The organism is Actinospica sp. (assembly GCF_035552695.1).
In the GTDB taxonomy this organism is placed as follows: domain Bacteria; phylum Actinomycetota; class Actinomycetes; order Streptomycetales; family Catenulisporaceae; genus Actinospica.
On record NZ_DASZKT010000247.1, the window covers coordinates 21,623 to 37,624 of the forward strand.

The 16,002-nt window shown below is 70.4% G+C and carries 18 protein-coding genes; 9 read left to right on the forward strand and 9 right to left on the reverse strand.

Annotated elements, in window-relative coordinates:
* Position 1: 1 nt before the first annotated feature.
* Together VG296_RS27705 and thpR are read left to right on the forward strand one after the other, a co-directional pair.
* Positions 2–1,381 carry an MFS transporter gene (locus VG296_RS27705; RefSeq protein ID WP_325570807.1) on the forward strand — a complete coding sequence of 460 codons (1,380 nt, stop codon included), beginning with the start codon at positions 2–4 and terminating at the stop codon, positions 1,379–1,381.
* 45 nt (positions 1,382–1,426) lie between these two features.
* Positions 1,427–1,993: an RNA 2',3'-cyclic phosphodiesterase gene (gene thpR / locus VG296_RS27710; protein WP_325570809.1), complete on the forward strand. Its 567-nt coding sequence runs from the start codon at positions 1,427–1,429 to the stop codon at positions 1,991–1,993.
* Positions 1,994–2,171: 178 nt separating this feature from the next.
* Here the strand turns inward: thpR and VG296_RS27715 are convergent, their stop codons facing one another.
* The 3 genes from VG296_RS27715 to VG296_RS27725 all read right to left on the reverse strand — a co-directional run bounded on the left by VG296_RS27715 (position 2,172) and on the right by VG296_RS27725 (position 4,940).
* Complete coding sequence (locus VG296_RS27715; protein WP_325570811.1) at positions 2,172–2,444, reverse strand: hypothetical protein; 273 nt, start codon at positions 2,442–2,444, stop codon at positions 2,172–2,174.
* Between the two features lie 86 nt (positions 2,445–2,530).
* Entirely contained in the window at positions 2,531–3,655 is a 1,125-nt protein-coding gene (serC, locus tag VG296_RS27720; protein ID WP_349259718.1) for a phosphoserine transaminase, read from the reverse strand.
* 181 nt (positions 3,656–3,836) lie between these two features.
* Positions 3,837–4,940, reverse strand: coding sequence for a citrate synthase 2 (locus VG296_RS27725; RefSeq protein ID WP_325570815.1), 1,104 nt, complete (start codon positions 4,938–4,940; stop codon positions 3,837–3,839).
* 277 nt (positions 4,941–5,217) lie between these two features.
* Between VG296_RS27725 and pdxH the strand changes: the two genes are divergently transcribed.
* Positions 5,218–5,829, forward strand: a complete 612-nt coding sequence (gene pdxH / locus VG296_RS27730; RefSeq protein WP_414641144.1) for a pyridoxamine 5'-phosphate oxidase — start codon at positions 5,218–5,220, stop codon at positions 5,827–5,829.
* Positions 5,830–5,935: 106 nt separating this feature from the next.
* Positions 5,936–6,637, forward strand: coding sequence for a metal-dependent transcriptional regulator (locus VG296_RS27735; protein ID WP_325570820.1), 702 nt, complete (start codon positions 5,936–5,938; stop codon positions 6,635–6,637).
* A 64-nt stretch (positions 6,638–6,701) separates the two neighbouring features.
* Here VG296_RS27735 and VG296_RS27740 read toward each other — a convergent pair whose 3' ends face one another.
* Positions 6,702–7,376: a bifunctional DNA primase/polymerase gene (locus VG296_RS27740; protein ID WP_325570822.1), complete on the reverse strand. Its 675-nt coding sequence runs from the start codon at positions 7,374–7,376 to the stop codon at positions 6,702–6,704.
* A 230-nt stretch (positions 7,377–7,606) separates the two neighbouring features.
* On the opposite strand from VG296_RS27740, the gene VG296_RS27745 reads away from it, so the two are divergent.
* The 5 genes from VG296_RS27745 (at position 7,607) to purU (ending at position 13,195) form a co-directional block, all read left to right on the forward strand.
* Positions 7,607–9,043 carry a transcriptional regulator gene (locus VG296_RS27745; protein WP_325570824.1) on the forward strand — a complete coding sequence of 479 codons (1,437 nt, stop codon included), beginning with the start codon at positions 7,607–7,609 and terminating at the stop codon, positions 9,041–9,043.
* A gap of 196 nt (positions 9,044–9,239) precedes the next feature.
* Positions 9,240–10,397 (forward strand): hypothetical protein, encoded by a 1,158-nt coding sequence (locus tag VG296_RS27750; protein WP_325570826.1) that lies wholly within the window; start codon positions 9,240–9,242, stop codon positions 10,395–10,397.
* A 150-nt stretch (positions 10,398–10,547) separates the two neighbouring features.
* On the forward strand, positions 10,548–11,402 hold the full coding sequence (locus VG296_RS27755) for a winged helix-turn-helix domain-containing protein (protein WP_325570828.1): 855 nt from the start codon (positions 10,548–10,550) through the stop codon (positions 11,400–11,402).
* Between the two features lie 58 nt (positions 11,403–11,460).
* Positions 11,461–12,255: a sirohydrochlorin chelatase gene (locus tag VG296_RS27760; RefSeq protein ID WP_325570830.1), complete on the forward strand. Its 795-nt coding sequence runs from the start codon at positions 11,461–11,463 to the stop codon at positions 12,253–12,255.
* Between the two features lie 67 nt (positions 12,256–12,322).
* Complete coding sequence (gene purU, locus VG296_RS27765; RefSeq protein ID WP_325570832.1) at positions 12,323–13,195, forward strand: formyltetrahydrofolate deformylase; 873 nt, start codon at positions 12,323–12,325, stop codon at positions 13,193–13,195.
* Here purU and VG296_RS27770 read toward each other — a convergent pair.
* The 5 genes from VG296_RS27770 to VG296_RS27790 form a co-directional block, all read right to left on the reverse strand.
* Positions 13,192–13,728: a hypothetical protein gene (locus tag VG296_RS27770; protein WP_325570834.1), complete on the reverse strand. Its 537-nt coding sequence runs from the start codon at positions 13,726–13,728 to the stop codon at positions 13,192–13,194. The two genes, purU and VG296_RS27770, sit on opposite strands and share 4 nt — an antisense overlap.
* Entirely contained in the window at positions 13,725–13,952 is a 228-nt protein-coding gene (locus tag VG296_RS27775) for a hypothetical protein (RefSeq protein ID WP_325570836.1), read from the reverse strand. Before VG296_RS27775 ends, VG296_RS27770 begins: the two co-directional genes overlap by 4 nt.
* A gap of 10 nt (positions 13,953–13,962) precedes the next feature.
* Positions 13,963–14,733: a hypothetical protein gene (locus tag VG296_RS27780; protein ID WP_325570838.1), complete on the reverse strand. Its 771-nt coding sequence runs from the start codon at positions 14,731–14,733 to the stop codon at positions 13,963–13,965.
* Positions 14,730–15,050, reverse strand: coding sequence for a hypothetical protein (locus VG296_RS27785; protein WP_325570840.1), 321 nt, complete (start codon positions 15,048–15,050; stop codon positions 14,730–14,732). The genes VG296_RS27780 and VG296_RS27785 overlap by 4 nt, the downstream gene beginning before the upstream one ends.
* Positions 15,051–15,411: 361 nt before the next feature.
* A partial coding sequence (locus VG296_RS27790; RefSeq protein ID WP_325570841.1) for a phosphoenolpyruvate carboxylase occupies positions 15,412–16,002 on the reverse strand: 591 nt, incomplete at its 5' end.

The following is a 16,002-nucleotide window of genomic DNA, read 5'->3' on the forward strand; positions in this document are numbered from 1 at the left end:
TGTGAGCGAATCCGTCCTGACCGAACCCTCTGAATCCATACACACCGAGCCCGCCGAGCTCGCTTCGTCTCCGGCCGAGCCCACCCCGTCGCCGGCCCCGCCCGCCGAGTCCGGCGGCCTGTTCCGCTCGCTGCGGGTGCGCAACTACCGGCTGTTCGCCGCCGGCCAGGTCGTCTCCAACACCGGCACCTGGATGCAGCGCATCGCCCAGGACTGGCTGGTGCTCACGATCACCCACAGCGGCACCGCCCTCGGCATCGTCACCGCCCTGCAGTTCCTGCCCATCCTGCTCTTCTCCGTCTGGGGCGGGGTGCTGGCCGACCGCTTCCCGAAGCGCACCATGCTGATGCTCACGCAGAGCATGATGGGCGTGCTCGCCGCGATCCTCGGTGTGCTGACCGTCACCGGGCACATCACCGAGTGGCAGATCTACGCCTTCGCGCTGCTGCTCGGCACCGTGACCGCCGCCGACACCCCGGCCAGGCAGAGCTTCGTGGTCGAGATGGTCGGCCCGGAGGACCTGCAGAACGCCGTCTCGCTCAACGCGGCCAACTTCAACCTGGGCCGTGTGGTCGGCCCCGCCGTCGCCGGCCTGATGATCGGCCTGTTCGCCTCGGAGATCACCGGCAGCGGCTGGGTCTTCCTGATCAACGCGGTCTCCTACGCCGCCGTCGTGACCGGCCTGGCGATGATCCGCAAGCGTGATCTGCACTCCGAGCGCCGGGCCCGGCGCGGACGCGGCGGCCAGCGTGAGGCCTTCCGCTACGTGCGCACCCGTCCCGACCTGCTCGCCGTGATGATCGCCGTCGCCGTGTTCGGCACCTTCGGTCTGAACTTCCCGGTACTGCTGCCGCTGTTCACTACCCAGGTCTTCCACTCCGGCGCCTCGGCGTACGGCGTGATCTCCGCGATCATGGCGGTCGGCTCGCTGCTCGGCGCGCTGCTCGCGGCCCGGCGGAGGGTGGCCAGGGTCCGCGTGGTGCTGTTCGGCGCCTTCCTGTTCGGCCTCGGCGAGGCGGCCGCGGCCGTGATGCCGGACATCCTGACCTACTCCGCGTTGCTGGCGGTCACCGGAGTCTGCGGCCTGACCACCGCCACCACCGCCAATGCGGTCATGCAGACGACCGTCGCGCCCGAGCTGCGCGGCCGGGTGACCGGCGTGTACGTGCTCGTGTTCATGGGCGGCACTCCGCTCGGCTCGCCGATCGTCGGCTGGCTGGCCGGCCAGATCGGCGTGCGCTGGACCCAGTCGCTGTGCGGCGCGCTCACCACCGCGGCCGCGCTGGGAGCGGCATACTGGCTGGCGAGGACCACCGATAGGCAGATCCGGACCAGCCTGCTGGCCCGGCCGCACATCGCAGTGGTCGCCCGCCCTGCATGATTGATGAGTTGATACTCATCAATCGGCTCCCTCGGGAGGTGCTCGATGCGCCTTTTCGTCGCGGTGGTACCGCCGCGGCCCGTTCTGCTCGAACTGCGCGCGGCGCTCACCACGCTGCCGCACACGGACGGGAATCTGCGCTGGCGCCACCCCGAGAGCTGGCACATCACGCTGGCCTTCCTCGGCGAGGTTCCGAGGGAGACGCTGCCCGAACTCACCGACCGGCTGGCCAGGGCGGCCTCCCGGGCCACGCCGATGGAGCTGTCCGTCGCGGGCGGCGGCCACTTCGACTCGCGCGTGCTCTGGGCCGGGATCCAGGGCGACCGGGACCGGCTCGGCAGGCTGTCGGAGACCGTGGCCGCGTCCGCCCGCCGCTGCCGGCTGAAGGTGGACGACCGGCCCTACCGCCCGCACGTCACCCTGGCCGGCGTGCGCGGCGAGGACCCACAGGCGCACACCGACCTGCAGCCCTACGTCGAGCGGATGGCCGCCTTCCGCACGCCGCGCTGGCTGGTCAAGGAGATGGAGCTGTTCGAGTCCGTCGCGCCCACGACGGCGGGCCGCGCGAACATCTACCTCAGTCGCGGCCGCTGGCCGCTGACCGGCCGCTGAGCGCTAGACGCGCCGGGCCCGATCAACACACCGCGGGTCGCGCCTATGCTGTTGAGGTGGACCCGCGCATCCGTACCCGAATCGTCACCGCGACTCTGCTGGCCCTGTTCGCCCTCGTGCTGATCGGGACCCTGCTCAAGGGCGTCCACTAGATCCGCAGTCCGCGTCGCCGAGATCGTCACCGGCCGTCGGCCGACGCGCTCGGGAATGACGAGGCCGGGACTGACGTCGTGTCAGCCCCGGCCATTTTCGTCCCGGCATTCGCACTCGCCGTCGCCGAAGCGCTCGGCGAGGCGCCGTCGACCCTGACCGAGGCCGCCGCCTCGGAGCTCCGGCTCGGGCCGAACAGCGCCATCGCGATCGCCACCACCACGATCAGGCCCGTGCCGACGACCAGTGCCATCCCCGAAGCGGTGGACAGCAGGGAACTCAGCTTGGGCTTGCGCAGCATGGCGCGAAGCTATGCGATCAGTTGTAAGCCAACCTCAGTGCGGGGTTACGAGAAGATGAGAGTCGATCTCAATTCTCCTTGTCGACCTAAGCCTTGACGCGCTCCACGATGTAGTCGATGCACGCGGTGAGCGTCTCGACGTCGTCCGGCTCGACGGCCGGGAACATCGCGATGCGCAGCTGGTTGCGGCCCAGCTTGCGGTAGGCGTCGGTGTCCACGATGCCGTTGGCGCGCAGGATCTTGGAGACCGCCGTCGCGTCGATGCCGTCATCCAGGTCGATCGTGCCGACAACCTGCGAGCGCTGCGCCGGGTCCGCGACGAACGGGGTGGTGTAGCCGGTCTTCTCGGCCCAGGAGTACAGCCGGGAGGACGAATCGGCCGTACGGGCGACGGCCCAGTCCAGGCCGCCGTTGCCGTTGAGCCAATCGAGCTGATCGGCCATCAGGAACAGCGTGGCCACCGCCGGGGTGTTGTACGTCTGGTTCTTGGCCGAGTTGTCGATCGCGGTCGGCAGGTCGAAGAAGGTCGGCACGTACCGGCCGGAACCGGAGATCTCGCCGACCCGCTCCAGCGCCCGCGGCGAGAACACCGCGATCCACAGTCCGCCGTCGGAGGCGAAGACCTTCTGCGGGGCGAAGTAGTACACGTCCGTCTCGCGCGCGTCCACCGGCAGGCCGCCGGCGCCGGACGTCGCGTCCACCAGCACCAGCGCGTCCTCGTTCGCACCGGCCGGGCGCGCGATCGGCATGGCGACGCCGGTGGAGGTCTCGTTGTGGGTCAGCGCGTAGGCGTCCACATCCGCGGCGGCCCGCGGCAGCGGGTGGCTGCCCGGCTCGGCCTTGATCACCTGCGGCTCGGCCAGCCACGGGGCGGCCTTGGCGGCGGCGGCGAACTTGCTCGAGAACTCGCCGAAGTGCAGGTGCTGCGACTTCTCCCGGATCAGGCCGAACGCGGCGATGTCCCAGAACGCGGTGGACCCGCCGTTGCCGAGCACCACCTGGTAGCCCTCGGGCAGCGAGAAGAGCTGGGAGACGCCCTCGCGCACCCGCTTGACCAGGTTCTTCACCGGCGCCTGCCGGTGCGAGGTGCCGAGCAGCTGGGAGCCCTGGGCGGCCAGCGCCGCGACGGCCTCGGGGCGGACCTTCGACGGGCCGCAGCCGAAGCGGCCGTCCGAGGGGAGAAGCTCAGCGGGGATCTTGATTTCGGGGATGTCCGACACGGTGCGTGCCTCCGGCGTTCGTGAAGGAACCGCCGGCACGGCCGCGCCGACGGGAGAAAATCCCGGTCCGGGCGTCGTCGTCCGAGAACGTGACGCAGAGGTTACCCGAAATACACGACACCCCACAGCCCCCCGGGCGGGGGAATGCGGGGTGTCTCGTATCGCGGAATCGTCAGTGCGTGATCATCGAGTCGAAGCCGTCGACGTCCTGGATCTTGCGGGTGCCCGGGCCGATGTAGCGCGCGGACGGACGCACCAGCCGGCCGGTGCGCTTCTGCTCCAGGACGTGCGCGGCCCAGCCGGCGGTCCGGGCGCAGGTGAACATCGAGGTGAACATGTTCGACGGGACCTCGGCGAAGTCCAGCACGATGGCCGCCCAGAACTCGACGTTGGTCTCCAGCACCCGGTCGGGGCGGCGGGCGCGCAGCTCCTCGAGCGCGGCGTCCTCGAGCGCCTTGGCCACTTCGTAGCGCGGGGCGTTGAGCTCCCTGGCGGTGCGGCGCAGCACGCGGGCACGCGGGTCCTCGGCGCGGTAGACGCGGTGGCCGAAGCCCATCAGCCGGTCGCCGCGGTCCAGGGTCTCGGTGACGTACTTCTTGGCGTCGCCGGTGCGCTCGATGTCCTCGATCATGTGCAGCACGCGGGAGGGCGCTCCGCCGTGCAGCGGGCCGGACATCGCGCCGACCGCGCCGGACAGGGCGGCGGCCACGTCCGCGCCGGTGGAGGCGATCACCCGGGCGGTGAAGGTCGAGGCGTTCATGCCGTGCTCGGCGGCGGAGGTCCAGTACGCGTCCACGGCCTGGACGTGCTTGGGGTCCGGCTCGCCGCGCCAGCGGATCATGAAGCGCTCGACGATGGACTCGGCCTTGTCGATCTCCTTCTGCGGGACCATCGGGTGGTCTATTCCGCGGGCCGACTGGGCGACGAAGCTGAGCGCCATGACGGCGGCGCGGGCCAGATTGTCCCTGGCCTCCTCGTCGCTGATGTCGAGCAGCGGCTTGAGGCCCCAGATCGGCGCGAGGGTGGCCAGCGCCGACTGCACGTCGACCCGGATGTCGCCGGAGTGGATGGCGAGCGGGAAGGGTTCGGCCGGGGGCAGACCCGGGTTGAACTTACCGTCGACGAGCAGGCCCCACACGTTCCCGTAGGTGACGTGCCCGACCAGGTCCTCGATGTCGACGCCGCGGTACCGGAGCGAGCCGCCGTCCTTGTCGGGTTCGGCGATCTCCGTCTCGAAGGCGACGACGCCCTCGAGGCCGGGTACGAATTCGGCCATCCTACGGCTCCCTTGCTGTGGCAAATGTCCTTCGTGAGGTTCTCTGCGGCGCCGCCGGCGGGGGTCCGCGTGCGGGACGCGGCGCCTTCAGGCGCTGTATGAACGGGCGGCGCACCCTTGGAGGTTCCCGCCAAGCGCGGCCGGCTACCTATATTGGACCGCTACAACGGCCGGATGGAAATCCAGAGGGCCGAAAGATCTGGGAGGCGCGCACATGTCCGCTGAGCAGCCCGAACTCTCGACGTTGCGTCGAGATTACGCCGAACGGGCGATTGAGGTGACTGAGCTCACAAGCGCTCCGGAGCCGCTGTTCGGGCGCTGGTTCGCTGAAGTCGACGCCGCTGCACGAAAATCGGACGCCGACTGGTTCGAAGTCAACGCGATGGTCCTGACCACCGCCGATGCCGAGGCTCACCCGTCCAGCCGAACGGTGCTGCTCAAAGGGTACGGACCGGACGGATTCACGTTCTACACGAACCTCCACTCCCGAAAGGGACGCCAGATCGCGGCCAACCCGAGCGTCAGTCTGCTGTTCCCCTGGTATCCGTTGGAGCGTCAGGTCATCGTGCGGGGCACGGCGGCGCCGGTGCCGGACGCGGAGAGCGACGCCTACTTCGCGGCCCGTCCGCGCGGTGCGCAGCTCGGCGCCTGGGCGAGTGAACAGTCGGAGACGATCCCGGACCGGGCCTGGCTGGAGCGGCGGCTCGCGCGCTTCGACGCCGAGTACCCGGACGAGGTGCCGCGCCCCGCGCACTGGGGCGGGCTGCGGGTGCGTCCGGAATGCGTGGAGTTCTGGCAGGGCCGCCCTGACCGGCTGCACGACCGGATCCTCTACACCCGGGACGCCCGGGCGGCGGACGGGTGGCGGATCGAGCGGCTGAGCCCCTGAGGAGCGGGTGCCGGACCGTCCACGGGCTGAGGAGCGGCCGCCGCTGTCTGTCTGGTGCGTCACAATGGACTTTGACTGTATTGACCGGGCCTGACGAGGTGGCCGCGTGAGCGATCTGATCGACACCACGGAGATGTACCTGCGTACGATCTTCGAACTCGAGGAGGAGGGGATCGTCCCGCTGCGCGCGCGCATCGCCGAGCGCCTCGGCCAGAGCGGGCCGACCGTCAGCCAGACCGTGGCGCGGATGGCCAGGGACGGCCTGCTGACCGTGGAGGGCGACCGCCACCTGCAGCTGACCGACAACGGCCGCCAGCTCGCCACCCGGGTGATGCGCAAGCACCGGCTGGCCGAGCGGCTGCTGGTGGACGTGATCGGGCTCGAGTGGGACGAGGTGCACGAGGAGGCCTGCCGCTGGGAGCACGTGATCAGCGAGCAGGTGGAGCTCAAGCTGCTCGAACTGCTCGGCAGCCCGACGGTCTCGCCCTACGGCAACCCGATCCCCGGGCTCGAGGAACTCGACTCGGCCCTGCACTCGACCGCGTTCCGCGAGGGCGGCCTGATCACGCTGCGCGACTTCGCGCAGACCGTCCCGGCGGGCGAGCACGCGGTGGCGATCATCCGCCGGATCGGCGAGCCGGTGCAGTCCGATCTGGACGTGATGCACCGGCTGCGCCGGGCCGGGGTTCGCCCGGGCAACGCGGTGCAGGTCACCCCGACCGAGGGCGGCATCCTGCTGAGCGCCGCGAAGGAGTCCACCGAACTCGACCTCGAACTCGCCGGGCACGTCTTCGCCGACAAGAGCTAGCGGCCGCGTCTCGCCGGCAGAGTGCTGCCGGCGAGACGCGGCCGCCGAGATGCGGAACCGGGTCTCAGCGGTGCCGGTGCAGCCCGCAGGCGTAGGCCAGCGGCGCCAGCACCTCCTCCGGATCCGGCAGCCAGCGCGCCGAATCCGCCGGGCCGCGCACCCACTGCACCTGGCCGCGGGTGCCCATCCGAGAAGGCGGCGCGATGACGTAGTCGCCGGTGCTGCGGCAGTTCAGGTCGAGCGCCGTGCGCCCCCAGCCGAGGGTGGCCAAGGCCTTCGCGACCTTCGTGCGCGAATTCGGCAGGATGAAGAAGTACAGCCGGCGGGTCGGGGTGGCGGCCACCGGACCCGGATTCGCGCCCGAGCGCTCGAGCCGCGCCAGGGCGAGCAGTCCGGCCTCCTCCGAGCATTCGAGTACGTCGAAGGCCCGGCCGGTGGGCAGGATGATCGAACCCTGCGGATGGTCCGACCACCACTCGTGCGCCTTGCTCGGCTGACCGCTGATCTTCTTCTGCCAGTCGCGCATCGCAGGGTGCGCACCGATCATCGCGCACCTTTTGTCCCCGCAGGAACAGGACCAGGCCCCGTCCTCTCGAAGCACACTTGTCCCAAGAACCACATCCCAGTGCCGATCCTCGATATATTCGAGAGCGGCGTCGAGCAGACCGAGCCGGTCCTCCGGATTGGTCCGGGCGGCGCCCGCCTTCTTGGGCGCGCCTGTCGCGATAGTTGTCTCCACGCGCTGGAAACCGGGCTCTGGTGGTCCTGGTTACGGCGAGTCCCCCGGTGAAACGAATAAATCACCTGCCCGTGGGTAACGACGAATTTTGTCCGAGCGATTACGCTGGGCTACCGCTCGGAGCGATTCGCCGCTACTCTTCGCGACATATGCGCATGCAGTACTAATAGGGCGCGCGTTGACCGACCACTGCACACCGCCTGTGGACCGAGGGAGATAGGGGAGGGCCGATGGCCGTACGCACCGCTGGACCGCGGCAGCCGAACCAGAGGCTTGCCGCACTGATCCAGGAAGCGGCGAGCTCCAACGCGGGGTTGGCGCGTCGAGTCAACATGGTCGGCGCTGAGCACGGACTGGACCTGCGCTATGACAAGACGTCAGTCGCCCGCTGGCTGCGCGGCCAGCAGCCGCGCGGCATGGCCCCGACGCTGATCGCCGAGGCCCTGGGCCGCAAACTGGGCCGCCCGGTGACGGTCGAGGAGATCGGCATGGCGGACGGGCGCAACGGCTCGTCCAGCGTCGGCCTGCACTTCGCGCCGTCCACCGCCGCGGCCATAGAAGAGGTCACCGAGCTGTGGCGGGCGGATGTGAGCCACCGTGAGTTCCTGCTCGGGTCCTCATTCGCCGTGGCCGCGCTGATCGCGCCGAGCCGGGACTGGCTGATCACCCCGCCGGACGCCGAGGTGGCCAGGCCGCCGTCGCTGGCCGGGCGCGGGCCGCGGGTCGGCCCCTCCGATGTCTACGCGCTGCGCGCCGCCGCCCGGGTCTTCCGCGACCTCGACCACCAGTTCGGTTCCGGCTACGTGCGCTCGATCGTCGTGCACTACCTCGACGACGTCGTGGCCGAACTGCTGACGGGTACTTACCCGGAGCGCACCGGCCGCGCGCTGTTCTCCGCGGCCGCGCAGATCACCGAGCTCGCCGGGTACATGGCCGTGGACACCGGCCGGCACGGGCTGGCCCAGCGCTACTACATCCAGGCTCTGCGACTGTCCCAGGCCGCCGGGGACCGCGCGTACGGCGGCTATGTGCTCGCGGCCGGGATGAGCCACCTGGCCGGGCAGCTCGGCTCGCCGCGCGAGATAACCCAGCTCGCCCGCGCCGCCAGCGAGGGCGCCAGGGACCAGGCGACGCCGACCGTGCGCGCGATGTTCCACTCGGCCGAGGCGCGCGGGCACGCGGTGCTCGGCGACGTGCGCTCCTGCGAGGGCGCGCTGTCCCGGGCCGCGGCGGAGATGGAGAAGTCGAACCCGCAGGAGGATCCGGACTGGATCCGGCACTTCACTCCCGCGTACCTCGCGGACGAATTCGCACACTGCTACCGCGACCTGGACAAGCCGCGGCAGGCCAGGGACCACGCGCAGCGGGCGCTGGCCGAGCACCAGCCGGGCCACGTTCGCCGGCGCGTGGTGGACACGGTGCTGGTGGCCACCGCGTACGCCCAGGAGCGCGAGGTGGAGGCGGCCTGCGCCACCGGATCCCAGGCCATCGAGATGCTCAGCCAACTGCGATCGCACCGCGGCATCGAGTACCTGCACGACCTCGACCGCAGGCTCGATCCGTACCAGGACAGCAGCGCGGTACGCGGCTTCCGGGAGCGGCTCGGCCGGCTCGCGGCGCGGCAGAGCGCGCTCCCCTTGGTGCTGGCGCCCGCGATTCCCCGCTGAGCAGGCGGTTTTCCGGGCACGGCGGTGCTGTGGGGCGTGCAAACGCGTTGCAGTTTCGTGACGAACACTCACGCGGGCGTGGCTTGGCCCGCCGGGGCGAGTAGCGTCTAAGCGGTCGCCGTGGAGCGGTTACTGGATGCTGCCGTGGCGCCCGGAGAGTTCGCCTATTTTGCGAGGAAGACGCACTGTGTCCCAGATGCCCGAAGTCGCGGGGGGCTGGCCGGAAGAGGGCACGCAGTATGTGCCCGGTGCGCCCACGGAACAGGTGCAGCAGGCATACCCACCGCAAGCGCCGTACCAAACGCAGCAGCCGTACCAGCAGCAGGGCTACCAGGATCCGCAGTACCACCAGGGCGGCCAAGCGCAACAGCAGCAGCAGTACGAATACGGCGCGCAGCAGCAACAGCAGTACCCGCAGCAGGACCAGACGATGCCGCAGCAGTCGGTGCCGCTCGAGGAGGAGAACTCCGCGCTGCCGAGCGAGTTCGACCACCTGTTCCGCGACTCGGCCCCCGGGGAGCGGCGCGCGATATCCGGCCGGCAGGCGATGGTCTCCGGACCCGGCGCCGCGCCCTCGCCAGGCTTTCCGGCCCAGCAGCAGCAGATGCAGCCGACCCAGGTCGCGCAGCAACAGCAGCAGGCGGCCACCGCGATGTACAGCCCGCCGCAGCAGCAGGGCTATGACGGTCCAGGCCAGCCGACCGACTACAACGACGGCCCGTTCAGCTACGAGGGACCGGCCGGCGGGGGCGGCTCCGGCGGCCGCAGGACCCCGCTGATCATCGGCGCCGTGGTCGCCGTGATCGCGGTCGTCGGCCTCTACCTCGGCCTGTCCGGCGGAGGCGGCTCCGGCAAGGCGAGCGCGGGCACGACCGCGTCGACCTCGGCGAGCCCCAAGTCCACCGAATCCGCCCAGCAGGAGGCGGACGCGGTGTACTTGCTCGTCAAGCAGGCCAAGCAGTTGCGCGAGGACATCTCCGGAGGCGTGAGCGAGCTGCGTTCCTGCAAGATCGCGGACGCGACGAGCCAGATCAACGCGACCGCGTCGGCCCGGCAGAACGCCGCCACCCAGGTCGGCCAGCTGCCGGTGGACAAGATCAGCGGGGCCACGTCGGTCATCAGCGCCCTGAAGAAGGCCTGGACGGACTCCGCGACCTCGGACGCGAACTACGCCAAGGCCGCCGCAGACTTCGCCAGCGGGAACTGCACCAAGGACGCCGTCGAGAACGACGCCAGCTACAAGGAGGCGCAGAGCGGCTCCGGCACCTCGGCCGACGACAAGTCCCGCGCGGCCGACCAGTGGAACTCGGTCATGACGAAGTACGAGTCCTCCATCAGCGGGGGCGACCTCTAAGAGCTGAGAGTTCTGCTGACGCCGCGCCGCGCGGGCGGACGATCTGTCGCGGTTCGCCCGTTCGGCTGGAAGTCGTAGCGGTCGTAGCTCTTACCGCAGCACAACGATCCGGCAACACTGCGGAAACGACTTGCGGCGAAGGTTGGTGCCATGGCACCGGCAGAGACGCTTGACCACCACATCGTCATCGCAGGTAAGGGCGCCGCGGCGGGGGCGGACGCGGCACTCGGGGGCACTGTCTTCGACGCCCGTCCGCTGACCGGCAGCGTCATCGCGATCACCGCGGACCGCCGTCGTGAGGAACTCGCAGCCCTGCTGCAAGAACGCGGAGCGCGGACCGTGGAGACCCCGACGATCCGGCTCGCCGCGGGCGACGAGGGCGTGGTGGCGCGCCGAGCGGGCGACCGCGCCGCCGCCTCCCGCTTCGTCGAGACCGTGCTGCGCCGCGACGTGCACGCCGTCACCTTCACCACGGCTCCGGGCGTGACCGGCCTGCTCGAGGCCGCCGCGGTCTCCGGCTCGCTGGACCAGCTGCTCGCCGCGCTGCGCAGCGACGTGCTGCCGGTCTGCCTAGGGCCGGCCTGCGCCCGGCCGCTGGAGGCGGTCGGCGTGCCCGCGCTCAGCCCGGACAAGCCGCGCTTCCTGTCCCTCGCGGACGTGCTGTGCGAGCAGCTGCCCCCGCGCATCCGGCGCGAGGTGCGGGTGGACGCGGCACGCACCCTGGTCATGCAGGGCTTCAGCGCGGCGATCGGCGACTACTCCGTCACCCTGCCGCCGCTGCCCGCCGCCGTGCTGGCCGAGCTCGCCCGCCGCCCCGGCTGGGTGGTCTCCCGCGCCGAACTGCTGCGCCGGGTCTGGGACGGCCGGGACGTGCGCGGCGGGGCGGGCCGGGACGAGCACGCGGTCGAGGCCACGGTGGCCAGGCTGCGTACCGCGCTGGGACCGGCCGCCGACCTCGTGAAGACCGTGACCAAGCGGGGATACCGACTCGCCGTCGAGCTGTAACTCGGACGCCGCAGACTGTTGGCACCGCGTTCGGGATCGTCCTCGGAGAAGGAGAAGCATGGTCGTCGGCGACGTCAGGGACCGTACCCTGGGCCCCTCCGTCCTGCCGCCCGCGCGGGATGACGTGCCGATGGTCGCCGTCGCGCACGGCACCACCCACCTGCCCGGCCTTGCCACGCTGGACGCGATCATGGATCGCGTCAGGTTCCTGCGACCAGGCCTTTCGGCGAGCCTCAGCTTCGTCTCCACCGCGCAACCGCGCCCGGTCGAGGTGCTGGCCGACCTCGCCGGCCAGGGCGCGCCGGAGGCCGTGGTGCTGCCGGTGTTCCTCACCACCGGCTACCACGTGCGGCACGACATCGCCGAGGCCGTACACGCCGTCGAGGGCCGCGGCTTCCGCGTGCACACGGCCAGGGCGCTCGGTCCCGACCCGATGCTCGCGCACGTGATGACCGACCGGCTCGCGACCGTCGCCGGACGCGTCTTCGGCACGGAGGTCGTGCTGGCGGCGGCCGGTTCCAAGGACCGCCGGGCCAACGCCGACGCGGTGGTGATGGCGGGCCTGCTCTCGGAACGGCTCGGCATGCCGGTGCGCACCGCGTACCTGAGCACGACGGAGCCGACCGTCGAATCGGTGCTCACCCGACTCTCCCGGCGCGGCCGCCCGATCGCGGTGGCCAGCTACCTGCTGGCCGAGGGCGGATACACGCAGCGGCTGAGCGATATCGCGGCACTCGCCGGCCTCGAGCAGCAGGCGGTGCGCACCCCGCGCGTCTCCGGCCCCCTCGGCGCGCACGAGCTGGTCGCGCGGCTGCTGGTGCGTCGCTATGACCAGGCGCTTTACACGATGTGACGGTTAGCGGCGTTCGCCAGGCGGTCGAACCCCGCGGCGCAGGTGACCCGTCCCTTACCCTGTGCGCATGACCGAGGATCCACGTGCCGACTACATCCTGACCCTGACCTGCCCCGACCAGCGCGGCATCGTGCACGCGGTGGCCAGCTTCCTGCTCGTCACCGGATGCTCGATCGTGGACAGCCAGCAGTACGGAGACCCGGATACCGGCGTGTTCTTCATGCGCGTGCACTTCCGGGCCCAGGAGCCGGGTGTGGACCTCACGGCGCTCACCAACGGCTTCGCGGCCACCGGCGCGTCCTTCCACATGCAGTGGCAGATCCACGCCGCCCAGGCGAAGATGCCGATGCTGATCATGGTCTCCAAGTTCGGCCACTGCCTCAACGACCTGCTCTTCCGGCACGCCAGCGGCGCCCTTCCCGTCAAGATCCCGCTGGTCGTCTCGAACCACGAGGACTTCCGGCAGATGGTCGAGGGCTACGGCATTCCGTTCGTGCAGCTGCCGGTCGACGCGGACAAGTCCAACAAGGCGGCACAGGAAGCCCGGCTGCTGGAGCTGGTGCGGGAGAACGACATCGAGTTGGTCGTCCTCGCGCGCTACATGCAGGTGCTGTCCGACGAGGTCTGCAAGGCGCTGGAGGGCCGGATCATCAACATCCACCACAGCTTCCTGCCGTCGTTCAAGGGCGCCAAGCCCTACCATCAGGCGCACGACCGCGGCGTCAAGATCATCGGCGCCACCGCCCACTACGTCACCGCGGATCTCGACGAGGGCCCGATCATCGAGCAGGACGTCGTCCGCGTCGGCCACGGCATGACCCCCGACCAGTTCGTCGCGGCGGGACGCGACGTCGAGTCCCGAGTCCTCTCCCGCGCCGTCGCCTGGCACGCCGAGCACCGAGTCCTGCTCGGCTCGAAGCGGACTGTCGTCTTCCCCTAACTCACCCGCACCGTGAGGGTCACCGTGCCGAGCACGCACCCGACATCGGCGGTCGGCGGCGGCGCGGTGATCCCGGCGGGGCAGAAGGGGGCTCCGGCCGATGCGGATGCGCTCGGTGCCACCTCGGGGGACCGGGAGGCGCTCCCGGTCGCGATGAGCGTGAAGGCGATCGTCGTCGTTCCACTCGCCGCAACCGGGTACTGCTCGATCTGGCCCGAGACGCATCCGGTGACCCCGGTCGGGCAGATCGGGGGGCCCATGGTTATGGCATCCGGGAGTATCTTCGAGTTCTGAGCTTTTCCGACCTGCCAGGCGAAGCCCGCGTAGTCCGTGAGCGTGACCTGCAGGATGTAGTTCCTACTCGGCAGCGTGACCGTGCGGTTCGGCTCCGGCGGTTCGATCTTTCCGGCACCCACGCTGGTAGAGAGCGTGACGAACCACGAGGGGTTCTCGATCGCGGGTTGTAGCGAGGACGCACAACCCGCCGTGGTGAGCAGCGCCAGCCCGAGTGCCGCGGGTCGGAGAATCTTCATGACGCGTTCCGCCGCACTGCCAGGAACATGGCGACCGCATCCAGCCACTGCGCGAACAGATCGTCGTCCGCGGGCGTGCTGTCCGCGGCAACAGCCGCGGACATCCAGCCGCGCACGAGCTCGGCCGGTTCGGCGCCGATGAGCGGCTCAGGCAGTTCGAGCGCACCGCGCACCCCCGCGGCCCGGACGTAACGCGCCAGGAACGAGAGCGGATACGCGCCCACGCCCAGCTCTTCAGCCTGCCAGGACGCTGCGATCGCGACTTCCCGGAAGAGCGCCGAACGCGCCGCGCCAGTCCACGACATGCCCCGGGTGATCGCGGATTCGACATCGAGATCGCGCAGATCCGCATCGGGGCGCGGATCCGGATTCCGCACGCCTGTCATCGCTGAGCGGGTCGAGGTCGCCCGTCGTCACCTCCTGTACGCGGGCCTCGCTGGTGAGCTGACTCAGCAGGCTGACGGTCTTCGGCGACTGGTCGGCGATGGCCTGGAAGGCGGCTATGCGCGTGTCGACGCCCGCCTGGGCCTGCCTGACCGCCTCCATGTGCTGCGCACTGAAGGGGTTGGCGCCGTTGCCACCGTTGGCGAGTAGCTGCGCGCCCTTGAGCCGAGTCCGCCCGTCCGCGTCCTTGGCCTGCGCCCATTCCAGTAGTTCGGCCCACGTGTTCAGGGCACCGGCGGCCTGGCTCAGATCGGACTCGATCTTGCCGATCTCGGTGGCCAGCGCGCCGACGGCCTGGGACGCGTTCTCGGCGACCTGGCCCTTCCACGCGGCGGGGAGCGAGGCGGTGGCGACCTGGATGACGTCGAGGGAGACCTGCAGGCACTGCGCGGCGGCCTTGGTGTACGCCTGGGCCTGGGCGCGCACGGTCTCCGGCGAACCCGGCAGCGGCGCGGGGGCCAGCGCGGCGTCGATGGCCGGCGGCAGCTCGAACGGCAGGAAATTGAAGAACATGTCCTGAAGCCGGCCGCCGGCCGACTGGAGGTCCTGGAGCTCGGTCATCGCGCACCGATCCCGAGGAATCCCGCCGTCACCGCGTGCTCGGTCTGCTGATAGCGCTGCGCGGTCGTCTCGACGTTGCGCACCATCTCGGCGAGCGCCTCGGCAAATGTCGACATTTCACTCGTCCAGGCGCCGTCGAACGCCTGCCACGCCTGCCCCGCCGCCTGGTCGCCGAACGCGGACGGGTCCGTGTACGCCATGTCGTCGTCGACGATCGCCGTATTGAAGTCGTCATAGGCCCGCCCCAGCTGACCGGCCACGCCGCCCAGCTGCGCCGGATCCACCTGAAAATCCGAACCGCCGTCCCCGATGCGCATGAGCGCCCTCCCCTGTAGCGCACCCCCTGGTACGCAGCCCCAAGCTAACGATAGGGGTGTTGGGACGTCCAGATCAGTGCACGACTTTACCCGGGGATTACCCGTGACCTGGGCGAGCGTCGCCGGCCGTCGGTTTTCCCCAGGCTGGCCGGGAGTTATCCCCAGGAGCAGTCATTTAGTTACGCTCGGCTGGGGACAAGCCACCGAGTTATCCACAGGATTTATCCCCATCGTGGACAAGATCTGTGGATCCTGGGGAAAACTACCCCAGGCCTGTGGATAACTTGGCGGCCAGCTGTGGACAGCGTGGGCCGGGCGCGGGCTGCGGGAGCCGGGTGCGCTCCGGGCGCGGGCAGCGTGCTCAGCCGGTGTTGCGCAGGCCCGCGGCGACGCCGTTGACGGTGAGCAGCAGGGCGCGGCTGAGCTGGGGGTCCGGGGTCTCGCCCGCGGCGAGCGCGTCGCGGTGCCGCTTGAGCAGCGCGACCTGGAGGTAGGAGATCGGGTCGAGGTACCTGTCCCGGATCCGCAGCGTGCGCGCGAGCGCCGGGTCGTGGCCCAGCAGCTCCGTCTGGCCGGTCACCTTCAGCACCTGCCGCACCGTCAGCTCGTGTTCCTCGACGATCGTGTCGAAGACGTGCTTGAGCTCGTCCGGCACCAGCTGCTCCACATAGAGCCGGGCGATCCGCAGGTCCGTCTTGGCCAGCGTCATCGCGACGTTGGACAGGAAGTTGCGGAAGAAGTGCCAGTCCTCGTACATCTCCTTGAGCACGTCGTCGTGCCCCGCCGCGTAGGCCGACGCGAGGCCGGCGCCGACGCCGAACCAGCCGGGGACGATCTGCCGGGACTGGGTCCAGCCGAACACCCACGGGATCGCGCGCAGTCCCTCGAGACCCGCGCCGGAGTCCGGCCGGCGCGAGGGACGCGAGCCGAGGTGCAGGTCGCCGAGCTGGTC